This is a genomic window from Streptomyces sp. DSM 41931, from assembly GCF_050271085.1.
In the GTDB taxonomy this organism is placed as follows: domain Bacteria; phylum Actinomycetota; class Actinomycetes; order Streptomycetales; family Streptomycetaceae; genus Streptomyces; species Streptomyces albogriseolus.
The window spans coordinates 5971780-5992455 of the sequence record NZ_CP189902.1 but is presented as its reverse complement, the minus strand read 5'-3'; the positions used below and the strand labels follow the sequence as shown (position 1 = coordinate 5992455).

General features: G+C 72.7%; 17 protein-coding genes. 5 read left to right on the top strand and 12 right to left on the bottom strand.

Annotated features, from left to right (window positions below):
• Positions 1 to 120: 120 nt before the first annotated feature.
• A complete protein-coding gene (locus ACP7TJ_RS27485; protein ID WP_093765993.1) occupies positions 121 to 1644 on the bottom strand; it encodes a potassium/proton antiporter in 1524 nt (507 codons plus the stop codon).
• A 362-nt stretch (positions 1645 to 2006) separates the two neighbouring features.
• Between ACP7TJ_RS27485 and ACP7TJ_RS27480 the strand changes: the two genes are divergently transcribed.
• Together ACP7TJ_RS27480 and ACP7TJ_RS27475 are read left to right on the top strand one after the other, a co-directional pair.
• Complete coding sequence (locus ACP7TJ_RS27480; RefSeq protein WP_093765994.1) at positions 2007 to 2438, top strand: NfeD family protein; 432 nt, start codon at positions 2007 to 2009, stop codon at positions 2436 to 2438.
• 4 nt (positions 2439 to 2442) lie between these two features.
• On the top strand, positions 2443 to 3465 hold the full coding sequence (locus tag ACP7TJ_RS27475) for an SPFH domain-containing protein (RefSeq protein ID WP_093765995.1): 1023 nt from the start codon (positions 2443 to 2445) through the stop codon (positions 3463 to 3465).
• A gap of 160 nt (positions 3466 to 3625) precedes the next feature.
• On the opposite strand, the gene ACP7TJ_RS27470 is transcribed toward ACP7TJ_RS27475, so the two are convergent.
• From ACP7TJ_RS27470 to ACP7TJ_RS27455, 4 genes are all read right to left on the bottom strand, one after another.
• Positions 3626 to 4138 carry an O-acetyl-ADP-ribose deacetylase gene (locus tag ACP7TJ_RS27470; RefSeq protein WP_367448352.1) on the bottom strand — a complete coding sequence of 171 codons (513 nt, stop codon included), beginning with the start codon at positions 4136 to 4138 and terminating at the stop codon, positions 3626 to 3628.
• Positions 4135 to 5544, bottom strand: a complete 1410-nt coding sequence (locus tag ACP7TJ_RS27465; protein ID WP_093766504.1) for a phytoene desaturase family protein — start codon at positions 5542 to 5544, stop codon at positions 4135 to 4137. The genes ACP7TJ_RS27470 and ACP7TJ_RS27465 overlap by 4 nt, the downstream gene beginning before the upstream one ends.
• 120 nt (positions 5545 to 5664) lie before the next feature.
• Positions 5665 to 6510: an inositol monophosphatase family protein gene (locus ACP7TJ_RS27460; RefSeq protein WP_093765997.1), complete on the bottom strand. Its 846-nt coding sequence runs from the start codon at positions 6508 to 6510 to the stop codon at positions 5665 to 5667.
• 102 nt (positions 6511 to 6612) lie between these two features.
• Positions 6613 to 8442 carry a gamma-glutamyltransferase family protein gene (locus tag ACP7TJ_RS27455; RefSeq protein WP_367461710.1) on the bottom strand — a complete coding sequence of 610 codons (1830 nt, stop codon included), beginning with the start codon at positions 8440 to 8442 and terminating at the stop codon, positions 6613 to 6615.
• A gap of 207 nt (positions 8443 to 8649) precedes the next feature.
• Between ACP7TJ_RS27455 and ACP7TJ_RS27450 the strand changes: the two genes are divergently transcribed.
• From ACP7TJ_RS27450 to ACP7TJ_RS27440, 3 genes are all read left to right on the top strand, one after another.
• A complete protein-coding gene (locus tag ACP7TJ_RS27450) occupies positions 8650 to 9714 on the top strand; it encodes a lipoate--protein ligase family protein (protein ID WP_189909116.1) in 1065 nt (354 codons plus the stop codon).
• A 179-nt stretch (positions 9715 to 9893) separates the two neighbouring features.
• Positions 9894 to 10562 (top strand): hypothetical protein, encoded by a 669-nt coding sequence (locus ACP7TJ_RS27445; protein ID WP_167742197.1) that lies wholly within the window; start codon positions 9894 to 9896, stop codon positions 10560 to 10562.
• A gap of 359 nt (positions 10563 to 10921) precedes the next feature.
• The gene (locus tag ACP7TJ_RS27440; protein WP_167742198.1) at positions 10922 to 11782 is read left to right on the top strand and encodes a CAP domain-containing protein; all 861 of its coding nucleotides are present in this window, start codon (positions 10922 to 10924) and stop codon (positions 11780 to 11782) included.
• A 37-nt stretch (positions 11783 to 11819) separates the two neighbouring features.
• Here the strand turns inward: ACP7TJ_RS27440 and ACP7TJ_RS27435 are convergent, their stop codons facing one another.
• From ACP7TJ_RS27435 to ACP7TJ_RS27405, 7 genes are all read right to left on the bottom strand, one after another.
• The gene (locus ACP7TJ_RS27435) at positions 11820 to 13343 is read right to left on the bottom strand and encodes an NCS1 family nucleobase:cation symporter-1 (RefSeq protein ID WP_367448347.1); all 1524 of its coding nucleotides are present in this window, start codon (positions 13341 to 13343) and stop codon (positions 11820 to 11822) included.
• Positions 13344 to 13370: 27 nt separating this feature from the next.
• Entirely contained in the window at positions 13371 to 14372 is a 1002-nt protein-coding gene (locus ACP7TJ_RS27430) for a TIGR03842 family LLM class F420-dependent oxidoreductase (protein WP_193458515.1), read from the bottom strand.
• Positions 14373 to 14383: 11 nt separating this feature from the next.
• On the bottom strand, positions 14384 to 15787 hold the full coding sequence (gene hydA / locus ACP7TJ_RS27425; RefSeq protein ID WP_320587477.1) for a dihydropyrimidinase: 1404 nt from the start codon (positions 15785 to 15787) through the stop codon (positions 14384 to 14386).
• An 85-nt stretch (positions 15788 to 15872) separates the two neighbouring features.
• Positions 15873 to 16715 (bottom strand): nitrilase-related carbon-nitrogen hydrolase, encoded by an 843-nt coding sequence (locus ACP7TJ_RS27420; protein WP_093766004.1) that lies wholly within the window; start codon positions 16713 to 16715, stop codon positions 15873 to 15875.
• A 155-nt stretch (positions 16716 to 16870) separates the two neighbouring features.
• A complete protein-coding gene (locus ACP7TJ_RS27415) occupies positions 16871 to 18430 on the bottom strand; it encodes a PucR family transcriptional regulator (RefSeq protein ID WP_390920648.1) in 1560 nt (519 codons plus the stop codon).
• A gap of 26 nt (positions 18431 to 18456) precedes the next feature.
• Positions 18457 to 19743, bottom strand: coding sequence for an aspartate aminotransferase family protein (locus ACP7TJ_RS27410; RefSeq protein WP_266550305.1), 1287 nt, complete (start codon positions 19741 to 19743; stop codon positions 18457 to 18459).
• Positions 19740 to 20582, bottom strand: coding sequence for a nitrilase-related carbon-nitrogen hydrolase (locus ACP7TJ_RS27405; RefSeq protein ID WP_167742203.1), 843 nt, complete (start codon positions 20580 to 20582; stop codon positions 19740 to 19742). The genes ACP7TJ_RS27410 and ACP7TJ_RS27405 overlap by 4 nt, the downstream gene beginning before the upstream one ends.
• Between the last annotated feature and the right edge of the window lie 94 nt (positions 20583 to 20676).

The following is a 20676-nucleotide window of genomic DNA, read 5'->3' as shown; positions in this document are numbered from 1 at the left end:
CCGCCACACCCTAGGACTCGCACACAAACGAAGCAATGATGCCGTCGGACTCTGTGCGGTCGTGGTGGTTCCGCGCGGAGTCCCACCCGGGGACGGGTCACGTGGGACGCCGGCGGGCCGTCAGCCACCCGTGGTGGTGCCTTCCGGTTCCGGCGCACCGATTTCGCCGAGCCAGCGGGCGAGCTTGCCGCGCCGGCCGATGGCGCGCAGCCGGCGTTCGGCGTCCTCGCGGGTCTCCGGGGTGGCGATGAGCAGGAGTTCGTCCCCGGCGCGCAGCACGGTGTCGCGGTCCGGCACCAGCGTGGCGCCCTCGCGGACGATCAGGGTGACGACGGCCGGGGGCGGCAGCCGCAGTTCGAAGACGGCCACGCCGTGCAGCTGGGAGCCCTCCGGGATGCTCACGGTGAGCAGGTCGGCGTCCAGGACGTCGAGGGGCGCGGTCTCCACCTGGATCTCGCGCAGCGCGTCGGTGCGCACCAGGCCGAGGCGGCGGGCGACGGCGGGCAGGGTGGGGCCCTGGAGCAGGGTGAACAGGGCCACCAGCACGAACACGATGTTGAGGATCTCGCGGGCGTGCGGCACGTCCTCCACCACCGGGAAGGTGGTGAGCACGATGGGGACCGCGCCGCGCAGCCCCGCCCAGGAGATGAACGCCTGCTGCCGCCAGGGGGTGCGGAACGGCAGCAGGCACAGCAGTACGGACACGGGGCGGGCGACGAGCAGCAGCACCAGGCCGACGACGAGGGCGGGCAGGACCGCGCCGGACAGCTCGCTGGGGTCGACGAGCAGTCCGAGCATGACGAACAGGCCGATCTGCGCCAGCCAGCCCGCGCCCTCAGCGAAGGAGCGGGTGGCGGCGCGGTGCGGCAGCTGGGAGTTGCCGAGGACCAGTCCGGACAGATAGGCGGCGATGATGCCGCTCGCGCCGGCCGCGCCGGCGGCGGCGAAGGCGGTGATGCCGAAGCCGACCGTGGCCAGCGGGTAGAGACCCGTGGCGGGCAGCGCGATGTGGCGCAGCGCGACCGCGCCGAGGAGGCCGGTCAGCACACCGAGCGCGCCGCCGACGGCCAGCTGGAACAGCAGACTGCCGAGGAGCGGCCCGATCGCCGGGACGTCGGAGGTGGTGGTGGAGAAGACCAGCACGAGGATGATCGTGGGCGCGTCGTTGAAGCCGGACTCGGCCTCGACCAGTCCGGTCAGCTTCCGGGGCAGGGGCAGCGCCCGCAGCACGGAGAACACGGCGGCGGAGTCGGTCGAGGAGACGATCGCCCCGAGCAGCAGCGCCACGTTCCAGTCGAGCCCGAGCAGCCAGTGCGCGCCCGAGGCGGTGACCAGGACGGACAGGAACACGCCCACGGTGGCCAGGACGCCGGCGGGCGCCACCAGCCGCCGGACGTCGCTCCACCGGGTGGTCAGACCGCCTTCCACGAGGATCACGGCCAGGGCCGCGGTGCCGAGCGCCTGGGCGAGCTGGACGTCGTCGAACCGCAGGCCGAGGCCGTCCTCGCCCGCCACGATCCCCACCGCGAGGAACAGCAGCAGACTGGGCAGACCCACCCGGTGAGCGGTACGGGCGGCGGCGATGCTGGCCAGCAGCACCGTGCCCGCGATGAGCAGCGTCACGTACAGCTCGGGCAGGGTCATCGATCAGGTCCTCGTACCGTCCTCAGCCGTCCGTCGGTCGCCGGCGTCCCCGTCCCGTCCGACGACGCCGTGCATCACGATCACACCGGGCGGGGTGGGACAGGCGCACATACACACCCGGCGGGCACCGGCGTCCACGGGATCAAGGGGCTGTTCGAAGCCTCACCCGGCGGGACGGGCGAGCGCCATCGGGGTCATCACCCAATGGGAGGCGTATCGGACATGTACGGCGGGAATGCTCGGTGCACGGATCTCGGCATCCGGGCCGTGGCTGGGTAACGTGGTGGCAAAGGTGCCGGCTCCCCCTCGCGTGCCGGCCGGCGCCGGCCAAGCCCTCCACCGCAGGTGAGAAGAGGCGCGACATGGACACCTGGCTGATCTGGCTGATCGTCGCGGCCGCCCTGGCCGTCGCGGAGATCCTCACCGTCACCGCCGCCCTCGGCATGCTGAGCGTGGCCGCGCTGGTCACGGCGGGGGTCGCGGCGGCCGGGCTGCCGCTGTGGGTCCAGCTGGTCGCGTACTCCGTCCTCGCCGCCGTGACGCTGCTGTTCGTACGGCCCCTCGCCCTGCGCCACCTCCAGCGCCCGCAGGGTCAGCGCTTCGGTGTGGACGCGCTGGTGGGCAAGCCCGCGCAGGTGCTGACGGCGGTGTCGGGCACCGGGGGCAGGGTCCGTATCGACGGCGAGGAGTGGACCGCCCGCAGCTACGACGAAACACTGGTGATCTCGCCCGGAACGACTGTCGACGTCATCGAGATCAGTGGCGCCACCGCGATCGTCTACCCACGGGACTGAAGCCATGGACATCTCCGCCTCCCTCGTCGCCGGGCTGCTGATCGCGCTGCTCGCGATCTTCACGGTGATCCGCGCGGTGCGCATCGTGCCTCAGGCGCGCGCTCGCAACGTGGAGCGGCTGGGCCGCTACCACAAGACCCTGACCCCCGGTCTCAACCTCGTCATCCCGTACATCGACCGGGTGCACCCGCAGATCGACCTGCGCGAACAAGTCGTCTCCTTCAAGCCGCAGCCGGTCATCACCGAGGACAACCTGGTCGTCGAGATCGACACCGTGCTGTACTTCCAGGTCACCGACCCGCGTGCGGCCTTCTACGAGATCGCCAGCTTCCTCCAGGCGGTGGAGCAGCTGACCGTCACCACGCTGCGCAACGTGGTCGGGTCCATGGACCTGGAGAAGACGCTCACCTCACGGGACACCATCAACAGCCAGCTGCGCGGGGTGCTCGACGAGGCGACCGGCAAGTGGGGGCTGCGGGTCAACCGCGTGGAGATCAAGGCCATCGACCCGCCGCAGTCCATCAAGGAGGCCATGCAGAAGCAGATGCGCGCCGAGCGGGACAAGCGGGCGGCGATCCTGGGCGCCGAGGGACAGCGCCAGTCGCAGATCCTCACGGCGGAGGGCGACAAGCAGGCGGCCGTGCTGCGCGCGGAGGGCAACCGGACCGCCGCGATCCTGGAGGCCGAGGGCCAGTCGCGCGCCATCGACGAGGTGTTCCAGGCGATCCACCGCAACGATCCCGACCCGAAGCTGCTCGCCTACCAGTACCTCCAGGCGCTGCCCCAGCTCGCGCAGGGGCAGGGCAACAACTTCTGGGTGATCCCCAGCGAGATCACCACGGCGCTCCAGGGCGTGTCGAAGGCGTTCAGCGAGTCGCTCCCGCCGTCACCGGCCACCCGGGCCAAGCCCACGGCCGACGACGCGGCCGCGGCCAAGGCCGCCGACGACACGGCGGAGGCGGCCCAGGCGGCGGCGGAGGCGGTGGCCGACGCGGCGGAGGCGGACCGGCGCCCGCGGGGGCTCTGAGGTTCACGTCGTGGCCGGGGCGGCGACCGGACGACGCGGCGGCACGTCCGGCACGACGGGCACGACGGGCGCGAAGGACGGCATGTCCGGCACGGACCGCGTGGTCGGCCGGAGGGGCGAGGGCGTCAGGTGACGGCGGGAGGGAGCCCGGCGCGCCCCGTCAGCCGGCCGCCGCCGCGAACGCCTTGTACGCCCGTTCGTCGAACAGGACGAAGGTGATCTCCTCGACCGCGGTGTCCGTCGCGCGGACCGTCTCCACGGCGATGCGGGCCGCGTCGTCCAGCGGCCAGCGGTAGACGCCCGTCGAGATCGCGGGGAACGCGACCGTGCGGGCGCCCAGTTCGTCGGCGACGCGCAGGGACTCGCGGTAGCAGGAGGCGAGGAGCGCGGAGCGGTCCTCGGTGGCGCTGTGCACCGGGCCGACCGTGTGGATCACCCAGCGCGCGTCCAGCCGGCCCGCGGTGGTGGCGACCGCCTGCCCCGTGGGCAGCCCCCCGCCGTACCGGGAGGCGCGCAGGGCGCGGCACTCGGCGAGGATCTCCGGGCCGCCCCGCCGGTGGATCGCGCCGTCGACGCCGCCCCCGCCGAGCAGGGACGAGTTGGCCGCGTTGACGAGGGCGTCGGCGCTCTGCCGGGTGATGTCGCCCTGGACGAGGGTGAGCCTGGGGGTCATGTCTGGCGGAGCCTCCTCCATACCGCCTTGGCGGCGTTGTGGCCGGGCATGCCGTGCACGCCGGGGCCGGGCGGGGTGGCCTGCGAGCAGATGAACACGGCGGGGTGCGGTGTCGTGTACGGGAACAGCGACAGCTTGGGGCGCAGCAGCGTCTGGAGTCCGGAGACCGCGCCGGTGGCGATGTCGCCGCCGATGTAGTTGGCGTTGCGCGCGGCCAGTTCGGGCGGTCCCGCGGTGGCGCGGGCCAGCACCCGGTCGCGGAAGCCGGGCGCGAACCGCTCCAGCTGGCGTTCGATCGCGTCGGTGAGGTCGCCGTTCCAGCCGTGCGGGACGTGTCCGTAGACCCAGAAGACGTGCTTCCCGTCGGGGGCCCGGGTGGGGTCGACGACGGAGGGCTGCACCGTGATGAGGAACGGCGCGTCGGGGGCGCGGTTCTCCCGGGACGCGGCGCGCAGGGCGGCGCCGATCTCCGCGCTGTCCGCGCCGATCTGCACGGTCCCGGCCCTGCGCGCCTCGGGGGCGGTCCACGGGACGGGCCCGTCCAGCGCGTAGTCGATCTTGAAGACGCCGGGGCCGTAGCGGTAGCGGGCGTAGTGGTCGCCGAAGCCGGCGATACGGGCCAGCGCGGTGGGCGAGGTGTCGAAGACGTACGCCCGCGCCGGGGGCAGGTCGTCGAGCCGCTTGACCTCGTAGTCGGTGTGCACGGTGCCGCCGAGTTCGCGCAGGTGGGCGGCGAGGGCGTCGGAGATCGCCTGGGAGCCGCCGCGGGCGACGGGCCAGCCGCGGGTGTGCGCGGCGAGGGCGAAGACCAGGCCTATGGCCGAGGTGGCGAAGCCGTTGAGCGGGGCCATCACATGGGCGACGAGACCGGCGAAGAGGGTGCGGGCGCGCTCGTCGCGGAAGCGGCGGGCCAGCCAGGTCGACGGGGGCAGGCCGACGAGGCCGAACCGGGCGAGGGTGACGGGGTCGCGGGGCAGCGCGGTCAGCGGCAGCGACATGAAGTCGCGGACCAGGGTGTCCCAGCGGTGCAGGAAGGGCGTCACGAGCCGCCGGTACGCGCCGGCGTCGCGCGGCCCGAAGGAGGCGGCCGTCTCCCCGACCGAGCGGGCCAGCACGGCCGCCGTGCCGTCCGGGAAGGGGTGGGCCATGGGCAGCTCGGGGTGCAGCCACTGAAGGCCGTGCCGCTCCAGCGGCAGGCCGCGGAAGGCGGGCGAGCTGACGGCGAGGGGGTGGGCGGCGGAGCAGGGGTCGTGCCGGAAGCCGGGAAGGGTCAGCTCCTCGGTGCGGGCGCCGCCGCCGACGGTCCCCTTGGCCTCGAAGAGGGCCACCGAGAAGCCGCGCCGGGCCAGTTCCACGGCGGCGGTCAGCCCGTTCGGCCCCGCCCCCACCACGACCGCATCGAGCATCGACGGCACCTTCGGACTCCTTCGTCAGCCGACGGCCACAGAGGATCAGGATATGCCGGGCCGCGGACGGCGCCGGACGGCGTCCGGACACCCGCCCCGCACCGCCCGGCGGTCCGCGCCTCAGACGGCCGCGGACAGCAGCTCCACCACCCGTCGCGCGGTGGCCTCGTCCCGCGCCGCGGTGAACGGCAGCGTGTTGCCGCCGCGGATCGCGAACGGGATGCCCGCGCGGGTGAGCTGGGCGCCGCCCGCCTCCTCCACCAGCAGCAGACCGGCCGCGTGGTCCCAGGCCAGCTCCCAGTTGAACGCGGTCGCGTCCAGCTCGCCGCGGGCCACCGCCAGGTACTCGAGCCCGGCCGAACCGCAGGGGCGCGGGGACACGCCGTCGGCGCGCAGGCCGAGGAGGGCGCGCTTCTGCTCGTCGGTGGTGAAGTCCGGGTGGGAGGTGGCGACGCGGAGGTCCCGGCCGGGCTCCGGGGAACCGGAGCGCAGCGGCTCGCCCTCGAGGCGGGCGCCCTGTCCGCGGACGGCGGTGGCCAGCAGGCCGAGGGCCGGGGCGTACGTCCAGGAGGCCCGCACCACGCCGCGCACGGCGAGCGCGACCAGGGTGCAGTAGCCGGTCTCGCCGCGCACGAACTGGCGGGTGCCGTCGACGGGGTCGACGATCCACACCGGCGCGTCCCCGCCTATCGCCTCGTACGACGACGGGTCGGCGTGCACGCCCTCCTCGCCGACCACCACGGAGCCGGGCAGCAGGCGGGGCAGCTCCGCCGTGAGGCGCCGCTCGGCCTCGCGGTCGGCGTCGGTCACCAGGTCGTGCGGTCCGCTCTTGCGGTCCACCTCGTGGGCGGCGAGACGGCGCCAGCGCGGCACGATCTCCCGCGCGGCGGCCTCGCGGACGGCGGCCTCCACGTCGGGGGCGTGCCGGGTGAGGAACTGGTCGATGCTCGCGTCGGTCTCGATCACTCCTCCATGAGAGCACGCCGCACCGACAGCCCCGCCCCGGCCCGGGACGGTCTCGGGTGCGGGCGCCGCGGAAATGGGCTGCCCGCACCCGCGGGGATGGGCTCAGCGGCCCACCGCGTACCCCTGCTGGCCGCGCGGGTTGGCGGCCGCCGAGAGGACGCCGGTGTCCGGGTCGCGGGCGACCGCGCACAGCCGTCCCTCGGACCAGGCGTCGCCGACGGTGACGTCGTGGCCGCGGCGGCGCAGCTCCTCGACCACCTCCGGGTCGGTGCGGGACTCGACGGTGACGCTGCCGGGCCGCATGCCGCGGGGGTAGAAGGAGCCGGGGAAGCTGTCGTTGTGCCAGTTCGGGGCGTCGACGGCGCCCTGGAGGTCGAGCCCGCCGCGCACCTTCGCGCGCAGGGCGACGGCGAGGAAGAAGTGCAGCTGCCACTGGTCCTGCTGGTCGCCGCCGGGCGTGCCGAACGCCATGACCGGCACGCCGTCGCGCAGGGCGAGGGACGGGGTGAGCGTGGTGCGGGGGCGGCGGCCCGGGGTGAGGCTGTTGGGCAGGCCCTCCTCCAGCCAGGTCATCTGGAGCCGGGTGCCGAGCGGGAAGCCCAGCTCGGGCACGACGGGGTTGGACTGGAGCCAGCCGCCGCTGGGCGTGGCGGAGATCATGTTGCCCCAGCGGTCGACGACGTCGAGGTGACAGGTGTCGCCGCGGGTACCGCCGTCGGCGGAGACCTCCGGTTCGCCGGGCACCGGAGAGGTGGGGCTCTTGGCGACGGTCGGCTCACCGGCGCCCATGGGGCTGAAGCCCGGCTCGTCGGTGGCCACGACGCGCGCGTGGGCGGCGAGCCGGGGGGTGCGGCCGCCGGGGCTGCCGGGGCGCAGCTCGTGGGAGGCGCGCGGGCCGGCCAGGGTGCGCCGCTCGGCGTTGTACGCGGCGGACAGCAGGTCGTCGAGCGGCACCTCGGCGGCGTCGCCGTACCAGGCCTCGCGGTCGGCCATGGCGAGCTTGCAGTTCTCGATCAGCAGGTGCAGATAGGCGGCCGAGCCGTAGGGCGGCAACTCGTCGGGGAGCAGGGCGAGTTGCTGGAGGAGCACCGGGCCCTGGCTCCACGGTCCCGCCTTGCACACGGTCCAGCCGCCGAAGTCGTAGGTGACCGGGTCCTCGTAGGTGGCGGACCAGGCGGCGAGGTCGTCGGCGGTGAGGGTGCCGGTGTGGCGCCTGCCGCTGGTGTCGAGGGTGGGGCGGGCGGCCTGCCGGACCAGCGCCTCGGCGACGAAGCCGGTGCGCCACACCTCGCGGGCGGCCTCGATCTGCGCCTCCCGGTCGCCGGCGCCGGCCACCTCGGCGAGCAGCCGCTTCCAGGTGGCGGCGAGGGCGGGGTTGCGGAACAGCTCGCCGGGGCGCGGCGGGCGTCCGCCGGGCAGGTAGACCTCGGCGGAGCTGGTCCACTCCGTCTCGAACAGCTCGCGCACGGTCTCCACGGTGTCGCCGACCCGCTCCACGGGCGGGTGGCCGTCCTCGGCGTAGCCGATGGCGTAGGTGAGGACGTCGGCGAGGGACTTGGTGCCGTGGTCGCGCAGCAGGAGCATCCAGGCGTCGAAGGCGCCGGGCACGGCGGCGGCGAGCGGGCCGGTGCCGGGGACGAGGTCGAGGCCGAGCCCCTTGTAGTGGGCGACGGTCGCGCCGGCGGGGGCGACGCCCTGCCCGCACAGCACGCGTACCTCCCCGCCGGCCGGGGCGAGGATCATCGGCACTTCGCCGGCCGGGCCGTTGAGGTGGGGTTCGACGACGTGCAGCACGAAGGCTCCGGCCACGGCCGCGTCGTAGGCGTTGCCGCCGTCCTCGAGGACGGCCATGGCGGACTGGGAGGCCAGCCAGTGGGTGGAGGACACCATGCCGAAGGTGCCCTGGAGGGTCGGTCGGGTGGTGAACTGCATCCCCTGCCCCAGGTGTTCGCGTCGTCCGGCCCTGCGCACCACCCGCTCCGGGCCGGCGGCCTCGGCCACTGCCGCCCGCAGGGTAAGCGCGTACTGCGGGACGACGCCACCCTCGGCGGCGCCCGCGGCACCGGGCGCCGCTGCCGTGACGGGAACAATCCGGGCGGGCCCGGCGTTGGTGCACGCGGCTGGACGAAAGGCGGAGTCGTGCACGGTGAGTACAAGGTTCCCGGCGGCAAGCTCGTCGTGGTGGACGTGGACGTGGTGGACGGGGTGCTGCGTCACGCGCGCGTGGCGGGGGACTTCTTCCTGGAGCCCGACGAGGCGCTGGACGCCGTGAACGGCGCCCTGGAGGGCGCCCCGGCCGACACCGACGCGGCCGGTCTGGCCGCGCGGATCGAGGCCGCCCTGCCCGAGGGGACCGTGATGTACGGGCTCACCGCGGAGGGTGTCGGCATCGCGGTGCGCCGTGCGCTGGCGCACGCCACGGACTGGACCGACTACGACTGGCAGCTGGTGCACGAGGGCCCGCAGCCGCCCGCGCTGCACATGGCCCTGGACGAGGTGCTGACCGCCGAGGTGGCCGCCGGGCGGCGTCCGCCGACGCTGCGGGTGTGGGAGTGGGCCTCCCCCGCCGTGATCATCGGCAGCTTCCAGTCGCTGCGCAACGAGGTGGACCCCGAGGGGGCCCGCCGGCACGGCGTGGACGTGGTGCGCCGGATCTCCGGCGGCGGCGCGATGTTCGTGGAGCCGGGCAACACCATCACCTACTCGCTGTCGGTGCCGGAGGCGCTGGTGCAGGGCCTGTCCTTCCAGGACAGCTACGCCTACCTCGACGACTGGGTGCTCGGCGCGCTCGGCGACATGGGGATCCGCGCCTGGTACCAGCCGCTGAACGACATCGCCACCGACCAGGGCAAGATCGCGGGCGCGGCGCAGAAGCGGATCGTGGGCCCCGACGGCGCGCCCGGCGCGGTGCTGCACCACGTGACGATGGCGTACGACATCGACGCGGACAAGATGCTCGAGGTGCTGCGCATCGGCAAGGAGAAGCTGTCGGACAAGGGCACGAAGAGCGCGAAGAAGCGGGTGGACCCGCTGCGCCGGCAGACGGGGCTGCCGCGCGAGGCGGTCATCGGGCGGATGGTCGACTCCTTCCGCGCCCGGTACGGGCTGACGCAGGGCAAGGTGACGGACGAGGAACTGGCCCGCGCCCAGGAACTCGTGGGGACGAAGTTCACCGCACCGGAATGGGTCGCCCGGGTGCCGTGACGCTCAAATCCCCCTATTCGCAGAGGAAAAGCGGCAAGCGGCCGCCGATGCGGAACCGCCCCGTCACCGCGCGCCTACGGAGCGAGTTGAACCCTTCCGCACCTTGACGAAGCGTGTGACACTGGCGTCCCGTCCGCAGTGCGGACCACCTCCGCACCATCCCCCACGAGAAGTGCGCCGTGCGTTCCTTTCCTCTGCCGATCGCCCTGACCGCCCGTCTGTCGCCGGTGGTCGTCCTCGCCGCGGCCGGATGGGCGCTGTCCTCCGGACCGCTGGCCGCGCCCGAGACCTCCGAGGACAAGCCGACCGGGAAGACCGCCTCGCAGCAGTCCCCCACCGCCCCGTCCGAGACGCAGGCGGTGAAGACGTACGCCGCGGCGCCCGAACCGTGCGACGCGCTGTCCGCCAAGACCGTCAAGTCCCTTGTGCCGGGCGCGAAGACGGCCGGCAAGGAGATACCGTCCACGGACTCCGACCTGCGCCGCACCTGCTCGTGGAACGCCCTCAAGGGCTACGACTACCGCTGGCTCGACGTGTCCTTCGAGGTGCTGGACTCCGACGAGGCCGCGGAGAAGTCGTACGACGGGCGGCTGGCGGAGAAGAGCGGCGGGGGCGCCGTCCCGGGGGTCGGGGACGCGGCGTACTCGGTCGTGAACCTCACCACCGAGGACAAGCAGGACACACGTGAGGGTGTCGTGGTGGCGCGGGCCGCCAACGCGCTGGTGATCGTCACGTACAACGGCAGCGACTTCGAGTCGAAGAAGGCGCCGAGCACGGAGGAGATCAACAAGGGCGCGATCAAGGCCGCCAAGGAAGCGGTGGCCGCGCTGCAGAAGACGCGAGGCTGATCCGGAACTGATGGTTCCGTGACATCTGTCACAGCCTGTTACCGATCTGACCGGGTCGCTTAGTAGACGGGGCCGCGGCGACATGGGGGACTTGTCCGTCTTGACGGGAAAGCGGACCGGGCCCGCACAGGTGGCGGGCCGGCCGCGATCCGGGTGACCCCGCTTGGTCGCCGCATGGGGCTTTCTGACGTGACGGCAGACGGCCCCGGCACCCTCCCGAGAGCCGGTCGGCACGCTCTCCCGGCCGTCGCAAGACCCCTCGGGTCCTACGAAGCCGGGTCGTAGATGAGCCCTTTGCGTCCCGCGCCGGGCCGTCCCAAGAATGACCAGCCTCCGCACACCCAGGGGTGAGGTCACGTATGGGAATCCATCGCCAGCAGAAGAAGTACCGGCGGACGGTCGTCACCGCCGTCGCCGTCGGCGTCATAGGCATACCCTCGGTCGCCATGGCCTGTACCGACTGGCCGGAGGGCGGGCAGCGGGAGGACCGCGCCACCTCGGTGCCGTCCGTCGGCGAGGACCGCTGGGACGGCCCCGGCTGGTACAGCCGCTGGAGCAGCCAGCACGAGGGCGACCCGTCGCCGGTGGCCTCCGACTCCCCCAGCGCCTCCGCGAGCCCTTCCGAGGACGCCCGCAGGCACCACGGCGGCAAGCCCTCGCAGAAGCCGAAGAAGAAGGCGGCCAGGACCGCCACCGCGGCCCCCTCCACCACCACGGCGGCCCCGAAGCCCACCACGGCGGCCCCGAAGCCCTCGACGGCCGCTCCCGCGCCCTCCACCACCGCGCCGAAGCCGACCACCGCGGCCCCGCAGCCGACCACCGCCGCGCCGAAGCCCACCGCCACGGCCTCCGGCGCCGTCGCCCGGGTCGTGGAACTGGTCAACGCGGAGCGCGCCGAGGCCGGCTGCGCCCCGGTGACGGCCAACTCCACGCTGAACACGGCCGCCCAGCGGCACAGCGAGGACATGGCGTCGACCGGCACCATGTCCCACACCGGCTCCGACGGCTCCGACCCCGGTGAGCGCATCACCCGCGCCGGGTACGCCTGGAGCACCTACGGCGAGAACGTCGCCTACGGGTACTCCACCCCGGAGCAGGTGATGCAGGGCTGGATGACCAGCCCCGGCCACAAGGCGAACATCCTCAACTGCTCGTTCAAGGAGATCGGCGTCGGCCTGTCCGGCACCTACTGGACGCAGGACTTCGGCACCGCCCGCTGAGGCCGCCGAGGCGCCGCGGGGACACGGCGGCGGGTCCTCACACCCGCCGCCGCGTGCCCGCCGTCAGCGCGAGGTACACGACGAGCGAGGCCGCGAGGCCGACCGCCCAGCCGTAGTCCGCGAGGGGCTTCAGGAACGGGATCAGCCCGTCCTCGGGGAAAGGCCCCTTGCCGGGGGCCGAGTGGGAGCCGCCCACCGCGAGCACCCCGCCGGTCAGGAAGGCGACGACGGCGTGCGGGTTCCAGCCGGACGTGTACCAGTACCGTCCGCCCGGGGTGTACAGGTCGGTCAGGTCCAGCCGGGTGCGGCGCACGATCCAGTAGTCGGCGACGAGGATGCCGGCGACCGTGCCGAGCAGCCCGCCGACCAGCCCGAGCCAGGTGAAGATGTACAGCTCCGGCGTCTCGGTCAGCTTCCACGGCATGATGACCACGCCGACCACCCCGGTGATCAGCGCCCCGGTGCGGAAGGTGATGAACTTCGGCGCCAGGTTGGCCAGGTCGTACGCCGGTGACACCACGTTCGCCGCGATGTTCACGGAGATGGTGGCGACGAGCACGGTGATCAGCGCGAAGAGCAGCCCGAAGACGTTGTCGGTCTTGGCGGCCAGCTCCACCGGGTCCCAGATCGCCGCCCCGTAGACGGCCTGCGAGCCGGAGGTGACGAACACCGACAGCAGCGCGAACAGGGTCATGGTGGTGGGCAGTCCGAGCGTCTGCCCCCAGACCTGGGCGCGCTGTCCCGCGCCGAAGCGGGTGAAGTCGGGGATGTTCAGGCTGAGCGTCGACCAGAAGGCGATCATGCCCATCAGGGACGGGAAGAACACCGGCCAGAAGTCGGCTCCCCAGCCCAGCCGGGACGGCTGGTCGAGCAGCGGCCCGAGACCGCCGGCCTTGTTCGCGATCCATGCCAGCAGCACCAGCGCGCCGACGATGACGAACGGCGCGGCCCAGTTCTCGAACCGGCGCAGCGCCTCCATCCCCCGGTAGATGATGGCCAGTTCGAGCGCCCAGAAGAGGACGAAGCACACCCACAGGGTCCACGGCTGGCCGCCCACCTCGGACGCCTCGGCCCAGCCGCCGAAGAGCTTGCCCAGCAGCACGAAGACGCCCTGGCCGCCGATCCAGGTCTGGATGCCGAACCAGGCGCAGGCGACCGCGGCCCGGATCATGGCGGGCAGGTTGGCGCCGCGCAGCCCGAAGGAGGCGCGGGCCAGCACCGGGAAGGGGATGCCGTACTTGGGTCCCGCGTGACCCGTCAGCAGCATCGGCGCGAGCACGATGACGTTGGCCAGCGCGATGGTGAAGACGGCCTGCTTCCAGTCCATGCCGAGCGCGACCAGGCCGGACGCGAGCAGCCAGGAGGGGATGTTGTGCGCCATCCCCACCCACAGGGCGGTGAAGTTGTACGTGGTCCAGCGGCGGCGGGCCAGCGGGACCGGCAGCAGGTCGTCGTTGACGAAGCGGGCGTCGGTGAGGACGGCGCCCGGCGGGAGCTCGACGCGTCCCGCCGGGTCGGGTATCGGGTTCTCAGAGGGCGCGGGCGGGACGGTCGCGGTCATGGGCGTGCCTTTCGCAGTGGTACCGGTTCAGTCGCCGAGTGCCGGGATGATCTCCGCGCCGTACGCGTCGATCGTCGTTTCCTGCGCGTCGTGCATGTCGTACACCGCGAACTGGTCGACGCCCAGGTCGCGCAGTGCGCGGAGCTTCTCGATGTGCGCCTCGGGCGGACCGAGCAGGCAGAAGCGGTCCACGATCTCGTCGGGGACGAAGTCCGTGGACGGGTTGCCGGCCCGTCCGTGGTGGCTGTAGTCGTAGCCCTCGCGGCCCTTGATGTAGTCGGTGAGCGCCTCGGGGACCATGCCGGAGTGCTCGCCGTAGCGGGAGACCAGGTCGGCGACGTGGTTGCCGACCATCCCGCCGAACCAGCGGCACTGCTCGCGGGCGTGCGCCAGGTCGTCGCCGACGTACGCGGGGGCGGCGACGCAGACGGTGATCGCGTCGGGGTCGCGTCCCGCCTCGGCGGCGGCGTTCCGCACGGCCTTCACCATCCACTCGGTGAGGAACGGGTCGGCGAGCTGGAGGATGAACCCGTCGGCCCTCTGGCCGGTCAGGGCGAGCGCCTTGGGCCCGTAGGCGGCCATCCACACCGGGAGTTCGCCGTCGCGGACCCACGGCAGGCGGATCCGCTGTCCGTCGACCTCGGCCTCGCGTCCCTCGGCGAGGTCGCGGATCGCGTCGATCGCCTCGCCGAGCCGGGCGAGGGTGTTGGGCTTGCGTCCGGCGACGCGCATCGCGGAGTCGCCCCGGCCGATGCCGCACACGGTGCGGTTGCCGAACATGTCGTTGAGGGTGGCGAAGGTGGAGGCGGTCACCTCCCAGGTGCGGGTGCCCGGGTTGGTGACCATCGGGCCGACCTTGAGGGTCGTGGTGTTCGCCAGGATCTGGCTGTAGACGACGAAGGGTTCCTGCCACAGCACCGCCGAGTCGAAGGTCCACCCGTGGGTGAACCCGTTGCGCTCGGCGCGCTTCATCAGGCTGATCACCCGCGACGCCGGCGGGTCGGTCTGCAGGACGAGGCCGAAGTCCATGCGCTCCACTCCTAGTTGAGGTACTGACAGGTGGATCGCGGGGTGTAGACGCCGTGTCCGGCGTGTCCGGTGTACTCCCGGTCGGTGACGACCGGGACCCCGCGCGAGAACACGGTCTCGACGCGGCCGGTGACCCGCTTGCCCTCGTACGCCGAGTAGTCCACGTTCATGTGGTGGGTGTCGGCGGACATGACCTGCTCGGCCGCCGGGTCGTAGATCACGACGTCGGCGTCGGCGCCCGGCGCGATGGTGCCCTTCTTCGGGTACAGGCCGAACATCCGCGCCGGGGTGGCGCAGGCGATCTCGATCCAGCGGCGGCGGGTGAGGTGGCCGTCCAGGACGGCCTGGTGGAGGAGGTCCATGCGGTTCTCCACGCCCGGCAGACCGTTGGGAATCCTGGAGAAGTCGCCGCGGCCGAGTTCCTTCTGGCCGGTGAAGCAGAACGGGCAGTGGTCCGTGGAGACCACCTGGAGATCATTGGTGCGCAGGCCCCGCCACAGCGCCGCCTGGTGCTCCTTGGGCCGCAGGGGCGTGCTGCACACGTACTTGGCGCCCTCGAAGTCCGGCTCGGCGAGGTTGTCGGTGGACAGGAACAGGTACTGGGGGCAGGTCTCGCCGAAGACGGGCAGTCCGTCGTCGCGGGCCCGGGCCAGTTCCGCGACCGCCTCGGTGGCGGAGACGTGCACCACGTACAGCGGGGCGCCGGCCACCTGGGCGAGCCGGATGGCGCGGTGGGTGGCCTCCGCCTCCAGGAGTGCCTTGCGGACCTCGCCGTGGTAGCGGGGGTCGGTCTCGCCGCGGGCGAGGGCCTGCTCGACGAGGACGTCGATGGCGATGCCGTTCTCGGCGTGCATCATGATCAGGCCGCCGTTGTCGGCGGAGCGTTGCATGGCGCGGAGGATCTGTCCGTCGTCGGAGTAGAAGACCCCGGGGTACGCCATGAACTGCTTGAACGACGTCACCCCTTCCTCCACGAGAAGGTCCATCTCCTTCAGCGTCTCGTCGTTCACGTCCGAGACGATCATGTGGAAGGCGTAGTCGATCGCGCAGGTGCCCTCCGCCTTCGCGTGCCAGGCGTCCAGGCCCTCGCGCAGGGTGTGCCCGACGCTCTGCACGGCGAAGTCGACGATCGTGGTGGTGCCGCCCCAGGCGGCGGCACGGGTGCCGGTCTCGAAGGTGTCGGAGGCGAAGGTGCCGCCGAACGGCAGCTCCATGTGGGTGTGCGCGTCCACGCCGCCAGGGATGACGTACTTCCCGGTGGCGTCGACGGTCCGCTCGGCGGTGAGCGCCTCGGCGGCGGGGGTGCCGGAGGCGGCGAGGGCCGCGATGCGGCCGTCCTCCATGAGGACGTCTGCGTGTGTTTCGTCGGAGGCGGTGATGACGAGTCCGCCGCGGATGACTGTGCGGGTGCTCATGTCCGGGTCGCTCCTCCTGGTGGGTACGTGCGGGTCGTTCGTGGTTTCTCGCGCAGTTCCCCGCGCCCCTGAAGGGTGTCGGTGTTCAGGGAGTTGTCAGGGGGCCGTAGGCTCCGGGGTTCCTGTCGCGGTAGAACTGCCAGCGGTCGCGGACCTCGCGGAGCTTGGCCAGGTCCAGGTCGCGGACGACCAGTTCCGTCTCCTTGTCGCCGGCGACCTCGCCGACGAAGCGGGCCTCGGGGTCGACGAAGTAGCTCGTGCCGTAGAAGTCGTTGTCGCCGTACTCCTCGACGCCCACCCGGTTGATCGCGCCCACGAAGTACTCGTTGGCGACGGCCGCCGCCGGCTGCTCCAGCTGCCACAGGTAGCCGGACAGGCCGCGCGAGGTGGCGGACGGGTTGAACACCACCTCCGCGCCCGCGAGTCCGAGCGCGCGCCAGCCCTCCGGGAAGTGGCGGTCGTAGCAGATGTAGACGCCGATCCGGCCGGCCCGGGTGTCGAAGACGGGCCAGCCGCTGTTGCCGGGGCGGAAGTAGAACTTCTCCCAGAACCCCTTGACCTGCGGGATGTGGGTCTTGCGGTACTTGCCCAGGTAGGAGCCGTCGGCGTCGATCACGGCGGCGGTGTTGTAGAGGACGCCGGGCTGCTCCTCCTCGTACATCGGGAGCACCAGGACGATGTTCAGCTCCCGGGCGAGGCGCCGGAAGCGCTCGACGATCGGGCCGTCGGGGATGCGTTCGGCGTAGGCGTAGAAGGCCGGGTCCTGGACCTGGCAGAAGTACGGTCCGTAGAACAGCTCCTGGAAGCAGAGCACGTGAGCGCCCTGCGCGGCCGCGTCGCGGGCGGCCTGCTCGTGGACCTGGATCATCGACTCCTTGTCGCCCGTCCAGGCGGTCTGGAAGACGGCGGCTCGGATCACTCGGCTCATCGGGACCTCCGGTCGCTCGGTGTGCAGTGAGCCTAGGAAGCGGACGAGCGCGCTTTGAGTGGCAAGGTGTCACGTCCGGCGGGGTGCGGCGTGTCACCGTGTCATCCGCGGACGATCCCATGTGTCACCGCCGTTGCCGCAGGTGGTCGCTCGTTTCAGCGTTGTTGCGCGTCGTGCGCGAGGAGTGCGATGTGCAGCGAGGCGGCCTGTTCGAAGTCGTCCAGGTCCACCCCCAGCCGTATCTGTATCGCCTCGAGACGGCGGTACAGCGCGGGCCGGGAGACGTGGTGCAGCTGCGCGGTACGGGACTTGTTGCGGCCGGTCGCCAGGTACGTGCGCAGCACCGGGAGCAGGTCCTCGCCGGGGTCGCACAGCAGCCCCGACAGCTCCCGTTCGGCGAACGACTGCACCTGCGGGTCGTCACGCAACAGCCGGACCAGGCCCCGTAGATGGACGTCCCGAAGCCGCACCACGGGCGGCAGGTCCAGGGCGGCGGCGGAGTCCGCGACCGCGTCCGCGACGAGCCGGGCCTCGCGCAGCCCGGCGGGCACGTCGTCGAAGGACGTGCGGGCGGCGGCGGCCGCCACCACGACGTCGGCGTCGGCCGGTTCGGCGCGCAGCCGGGCCGCGAAGTGCGCGGTGAGCGCCTCGGCGTCCTGGTCGCGGGCGAGGCTGAGCAGCACGGCGGTCGCGGTCCCGGACAGTTCGCCCGCGATGCCGGGCAGACCCAGCAGCCGCAGCGTCCGGTCGAGCGGGGCGGCCCGGCGTCCGCGTACCACGAGCGGCACGAACGTGCGCCGGTTGACCGGCAGTCCGGCGGCACGGGCGCGGGGCAGCAGGTGCCGGGCCGGTACGGCGCCGCCGACCAGGTCGGTGAGCAGGCTCAGCGCGGACTGCTCCTCCCACGAGCAGTCGGCGCCGCCGAGCATGCGGTGCAGGACGAGGGCCTCGGCGGCACGGTCGGCGAGCAGCCGCCCGGTCTCGGTGTCGCCGCGGTAGCCGCACAGCACAAGCCGGCCCCAGGGCTCGCCCCGCCCGCCCAGCTCCGCGCGGATCCAGCCGTCGCCGTCGCCGCGGCCGGCCTGGCGGGCGATGCGCTCCCAGTCGCGCAGGACGTCGTCGACGGCGGACCGCTCCCCCGCCGTGCCGAGGACGCGGTGGGCGAGGTTGGTGACGACGACGGGGCAGCCGCTGTGCCGGGCGATCTCGTCGAGCAGCCGCCGCAGCGGGGCGCCGCCGGTGATCAGCGCGGTGAGTTCGGTGCGGACCGCCTCGGAGAGGCTGACCGCGGCGAACTTGCGGCGCACCAGCCGGGACTGCACCTCCTCGGTCAACTGGGCGAAGGGGAAAGGACGGTGGAGCACCACGAGGGGAAGCTGGCAGCGCTCCGCCGCCCGCCGCATCGCCTCCGGCGGGGACGGGAACGCCCGGCCGAGGCCGAGGACCACGGCGGACGCCTCGGCGCGGTGCAGGGAGCGGACGTACTCGGTCTGCTTGTGCTCGTCGCCGGCGAGCAGCACTCCGGTGGTGAGCACCATCTCCCCGCCGCTGAGCATCACGCCGACGTCTGCCGCCTCGGCGACGTGCACCCAGCGCACCGGCCGGTCCAGCCGGCCGGCGCCGGCCACCACCTCGGGCTCCCCGGCGAGGACCCGCTCCAGGGCGAGGACCTGCCGGACCGAGAGGGCCGGTACCGGTGGCTCCCAGGTGGTCATGGCGGCGTCCTCCGGTGGGTGTCGGGCTACTGGATGCTCCTCAGGGCGTCCTCGAGGATCGCGGCGCCCTCCTCGGCCTCCGCGACGTTCAGGGACAGCGGCGGGGCGATGCGCAGGGCGCTGGTGTCGTGGCCGCCGCCCTTGCCGATGAGCAGGCCGCCCTCGCGGGCCGCCTCCAGGACGGCGGACGCGGCGGCCGGGTCGGCCTCGTCGGTGCCGGGCCTGGTCAGCTCGATGCCGATCATCAGGCCGCGTCCGCGCACCTCCCGTACGGCGGGCACATGGGCGGCGGCGGCCCGCAGCCGCTCGATGAGCAGGCCGCCGACCCGGCGCGCGTTGCCCTGGAGGTCGTGCTCCAGCAGGTAGGTGAGGTTGGCGAGGCCCGCCGCCATGGTGATCTGGGTGCCGCCGAACGTGGAGATGCTGTTCGAATCCAGGCAGTTCATGATCTCCGCGCGGGCGACGACCCCGCCGATGGACATGCCGTTGCCGATGCCCTTGGCGAAGGTCAGCATGTCGGGCGGGCCGCTGCGGGCGTGCGCCTGCCAGCCCCAGAAGTGCTCGCCGGTGCGGCCCCAGCCGGTCTGCACCTCGTCGGAGATCCACAGCACGCCCCGCTCGTGCAGCACCTCGCGGAACGCGGCGTAGAGGCCGTCGGGCGGCGAGGTGAAGCCGCCGACGCCCTGGATCGGCTCGGCGATCAGCGCGGCGGGCGGACGGCTGTGGCCGAGGAGGTCCTTGAGGTCGTCGACGCAGGCGGCGACGAAGTCGTAGTCGTCGAGGCCGGCGAACGGGCCCCGGGTGCGCACCCCGCCGTGCACGTACAGCGTCTGCAGCGGGGAGAGCGAGGTCGGGGACCAGCCGCGGTTGCCGGTGACGCCGACGGCGCTGAAGGAGCGGCCGTGGTAGCTGTTGCGCATCGCCAGGACGGTGTTGCTGCGCCGGTATGCGGTGGCGAGCAGCAGGGCGGTGTCGTTGGCCTCGGTGCCGGAGGTGGTGAAGAAGACCCGGGCGTCCGGGATGCCGCTGAGCTTGGCGATGCGTTCGGCGAGGTCCACCATCGGCCGGTTGAGGTAGAGGGTGGAGGAGTGGATGATCCGCCCGGCCTGTTCGGTCACCGCCTTGGTGACCTCGGGCAGGGCGTGGGCGGTCATGGTGGTGAGGATGCCGCCGAAGAAGTCCAGGTAGCGGTTGCCGTCGGAGTCCCAGACGTGGCGTCCCTCGCCGTGGGTGATCTCGATGGGGTGTTCGTAGTAGAGGGCGAGCCAGTCGGGGAGGACGGCGCGGTGGCGGCTCAGCAGGTCGTCGTTCACGGCCGCACCAGCCCCTCGTAGGCGTCGGGGCGGCGGTCGCGGTAGAAGGCCCACTGCTGCCGCACCTCGTCGATGAGGTCGAAGTCGAGGTCCCGGACCACCAGTTCCTCCTCGCTGTCGCCGGCCACGTCGCCGACGAACCGTCCGCGCGGGTCGACGAAGTAGCTCGTGCCGTAGAAGTCGTTGTCGCCGTACTCCTCGACGCCGACCCGGTTGATGGCGGCGACGAAGTACTCGTTGGCGACGGCCGCGGCGGGCTGTTCCAGCTGCCACAGGTACGCCGAAAGACCCCGGTGCGTGGCCGACGGGTTGTACACCAACTGGGCGCCGTTGAGTCCGAGTTGCCGCCAGCCCTCGGGGAAGTGGCGGTCGTAGCAGATGTAGACGCCGACCTTGCCGACGGCGGTGTCGAAGACGGGCCAGCCGAGGTTGCCCGGACGGAAGTAGAACTTCTCCCAGAACCCCTTGACCTGCGGGATGTGGTGCTTGCGGTACTTGCCGAGGTAGGCGCCGTCGGCGTCGATCACGGCGGCGGTGTTGTAGTAGTGGCCGGACTGCTCGACCTCGAAGACGGGGGCGACGACGACCATGCCGGTCTCGCGGGCCAGGTCCCGCATCCGGCGCACGGTCGGACCGTCGGGGACCTCCTCGGCCCAGCGGTAGTGCTCGGCGTCCTGGACCTGGCAGAAGTAGGGGGCGTTGAACACCTCCTGGAACCCGATGACCTTCGCGCCCCGCCGGGCCGCCTCGCGGGCGTGCTCCTCGTGTTTCGCCAGCATGGACTCGGTGTCGCCGGTCCAGGTGGCCTGGACCAGGGCGGCGGTTACGACGTTGGGCATGAGCTGCTGCTCCTTCGACGCGACGTCAGCGCCTCTACGCCCGTAGAGACGGCCGTAGAGGGACGAACGTAAGCCTCTCGGACGGCCTTGCCAA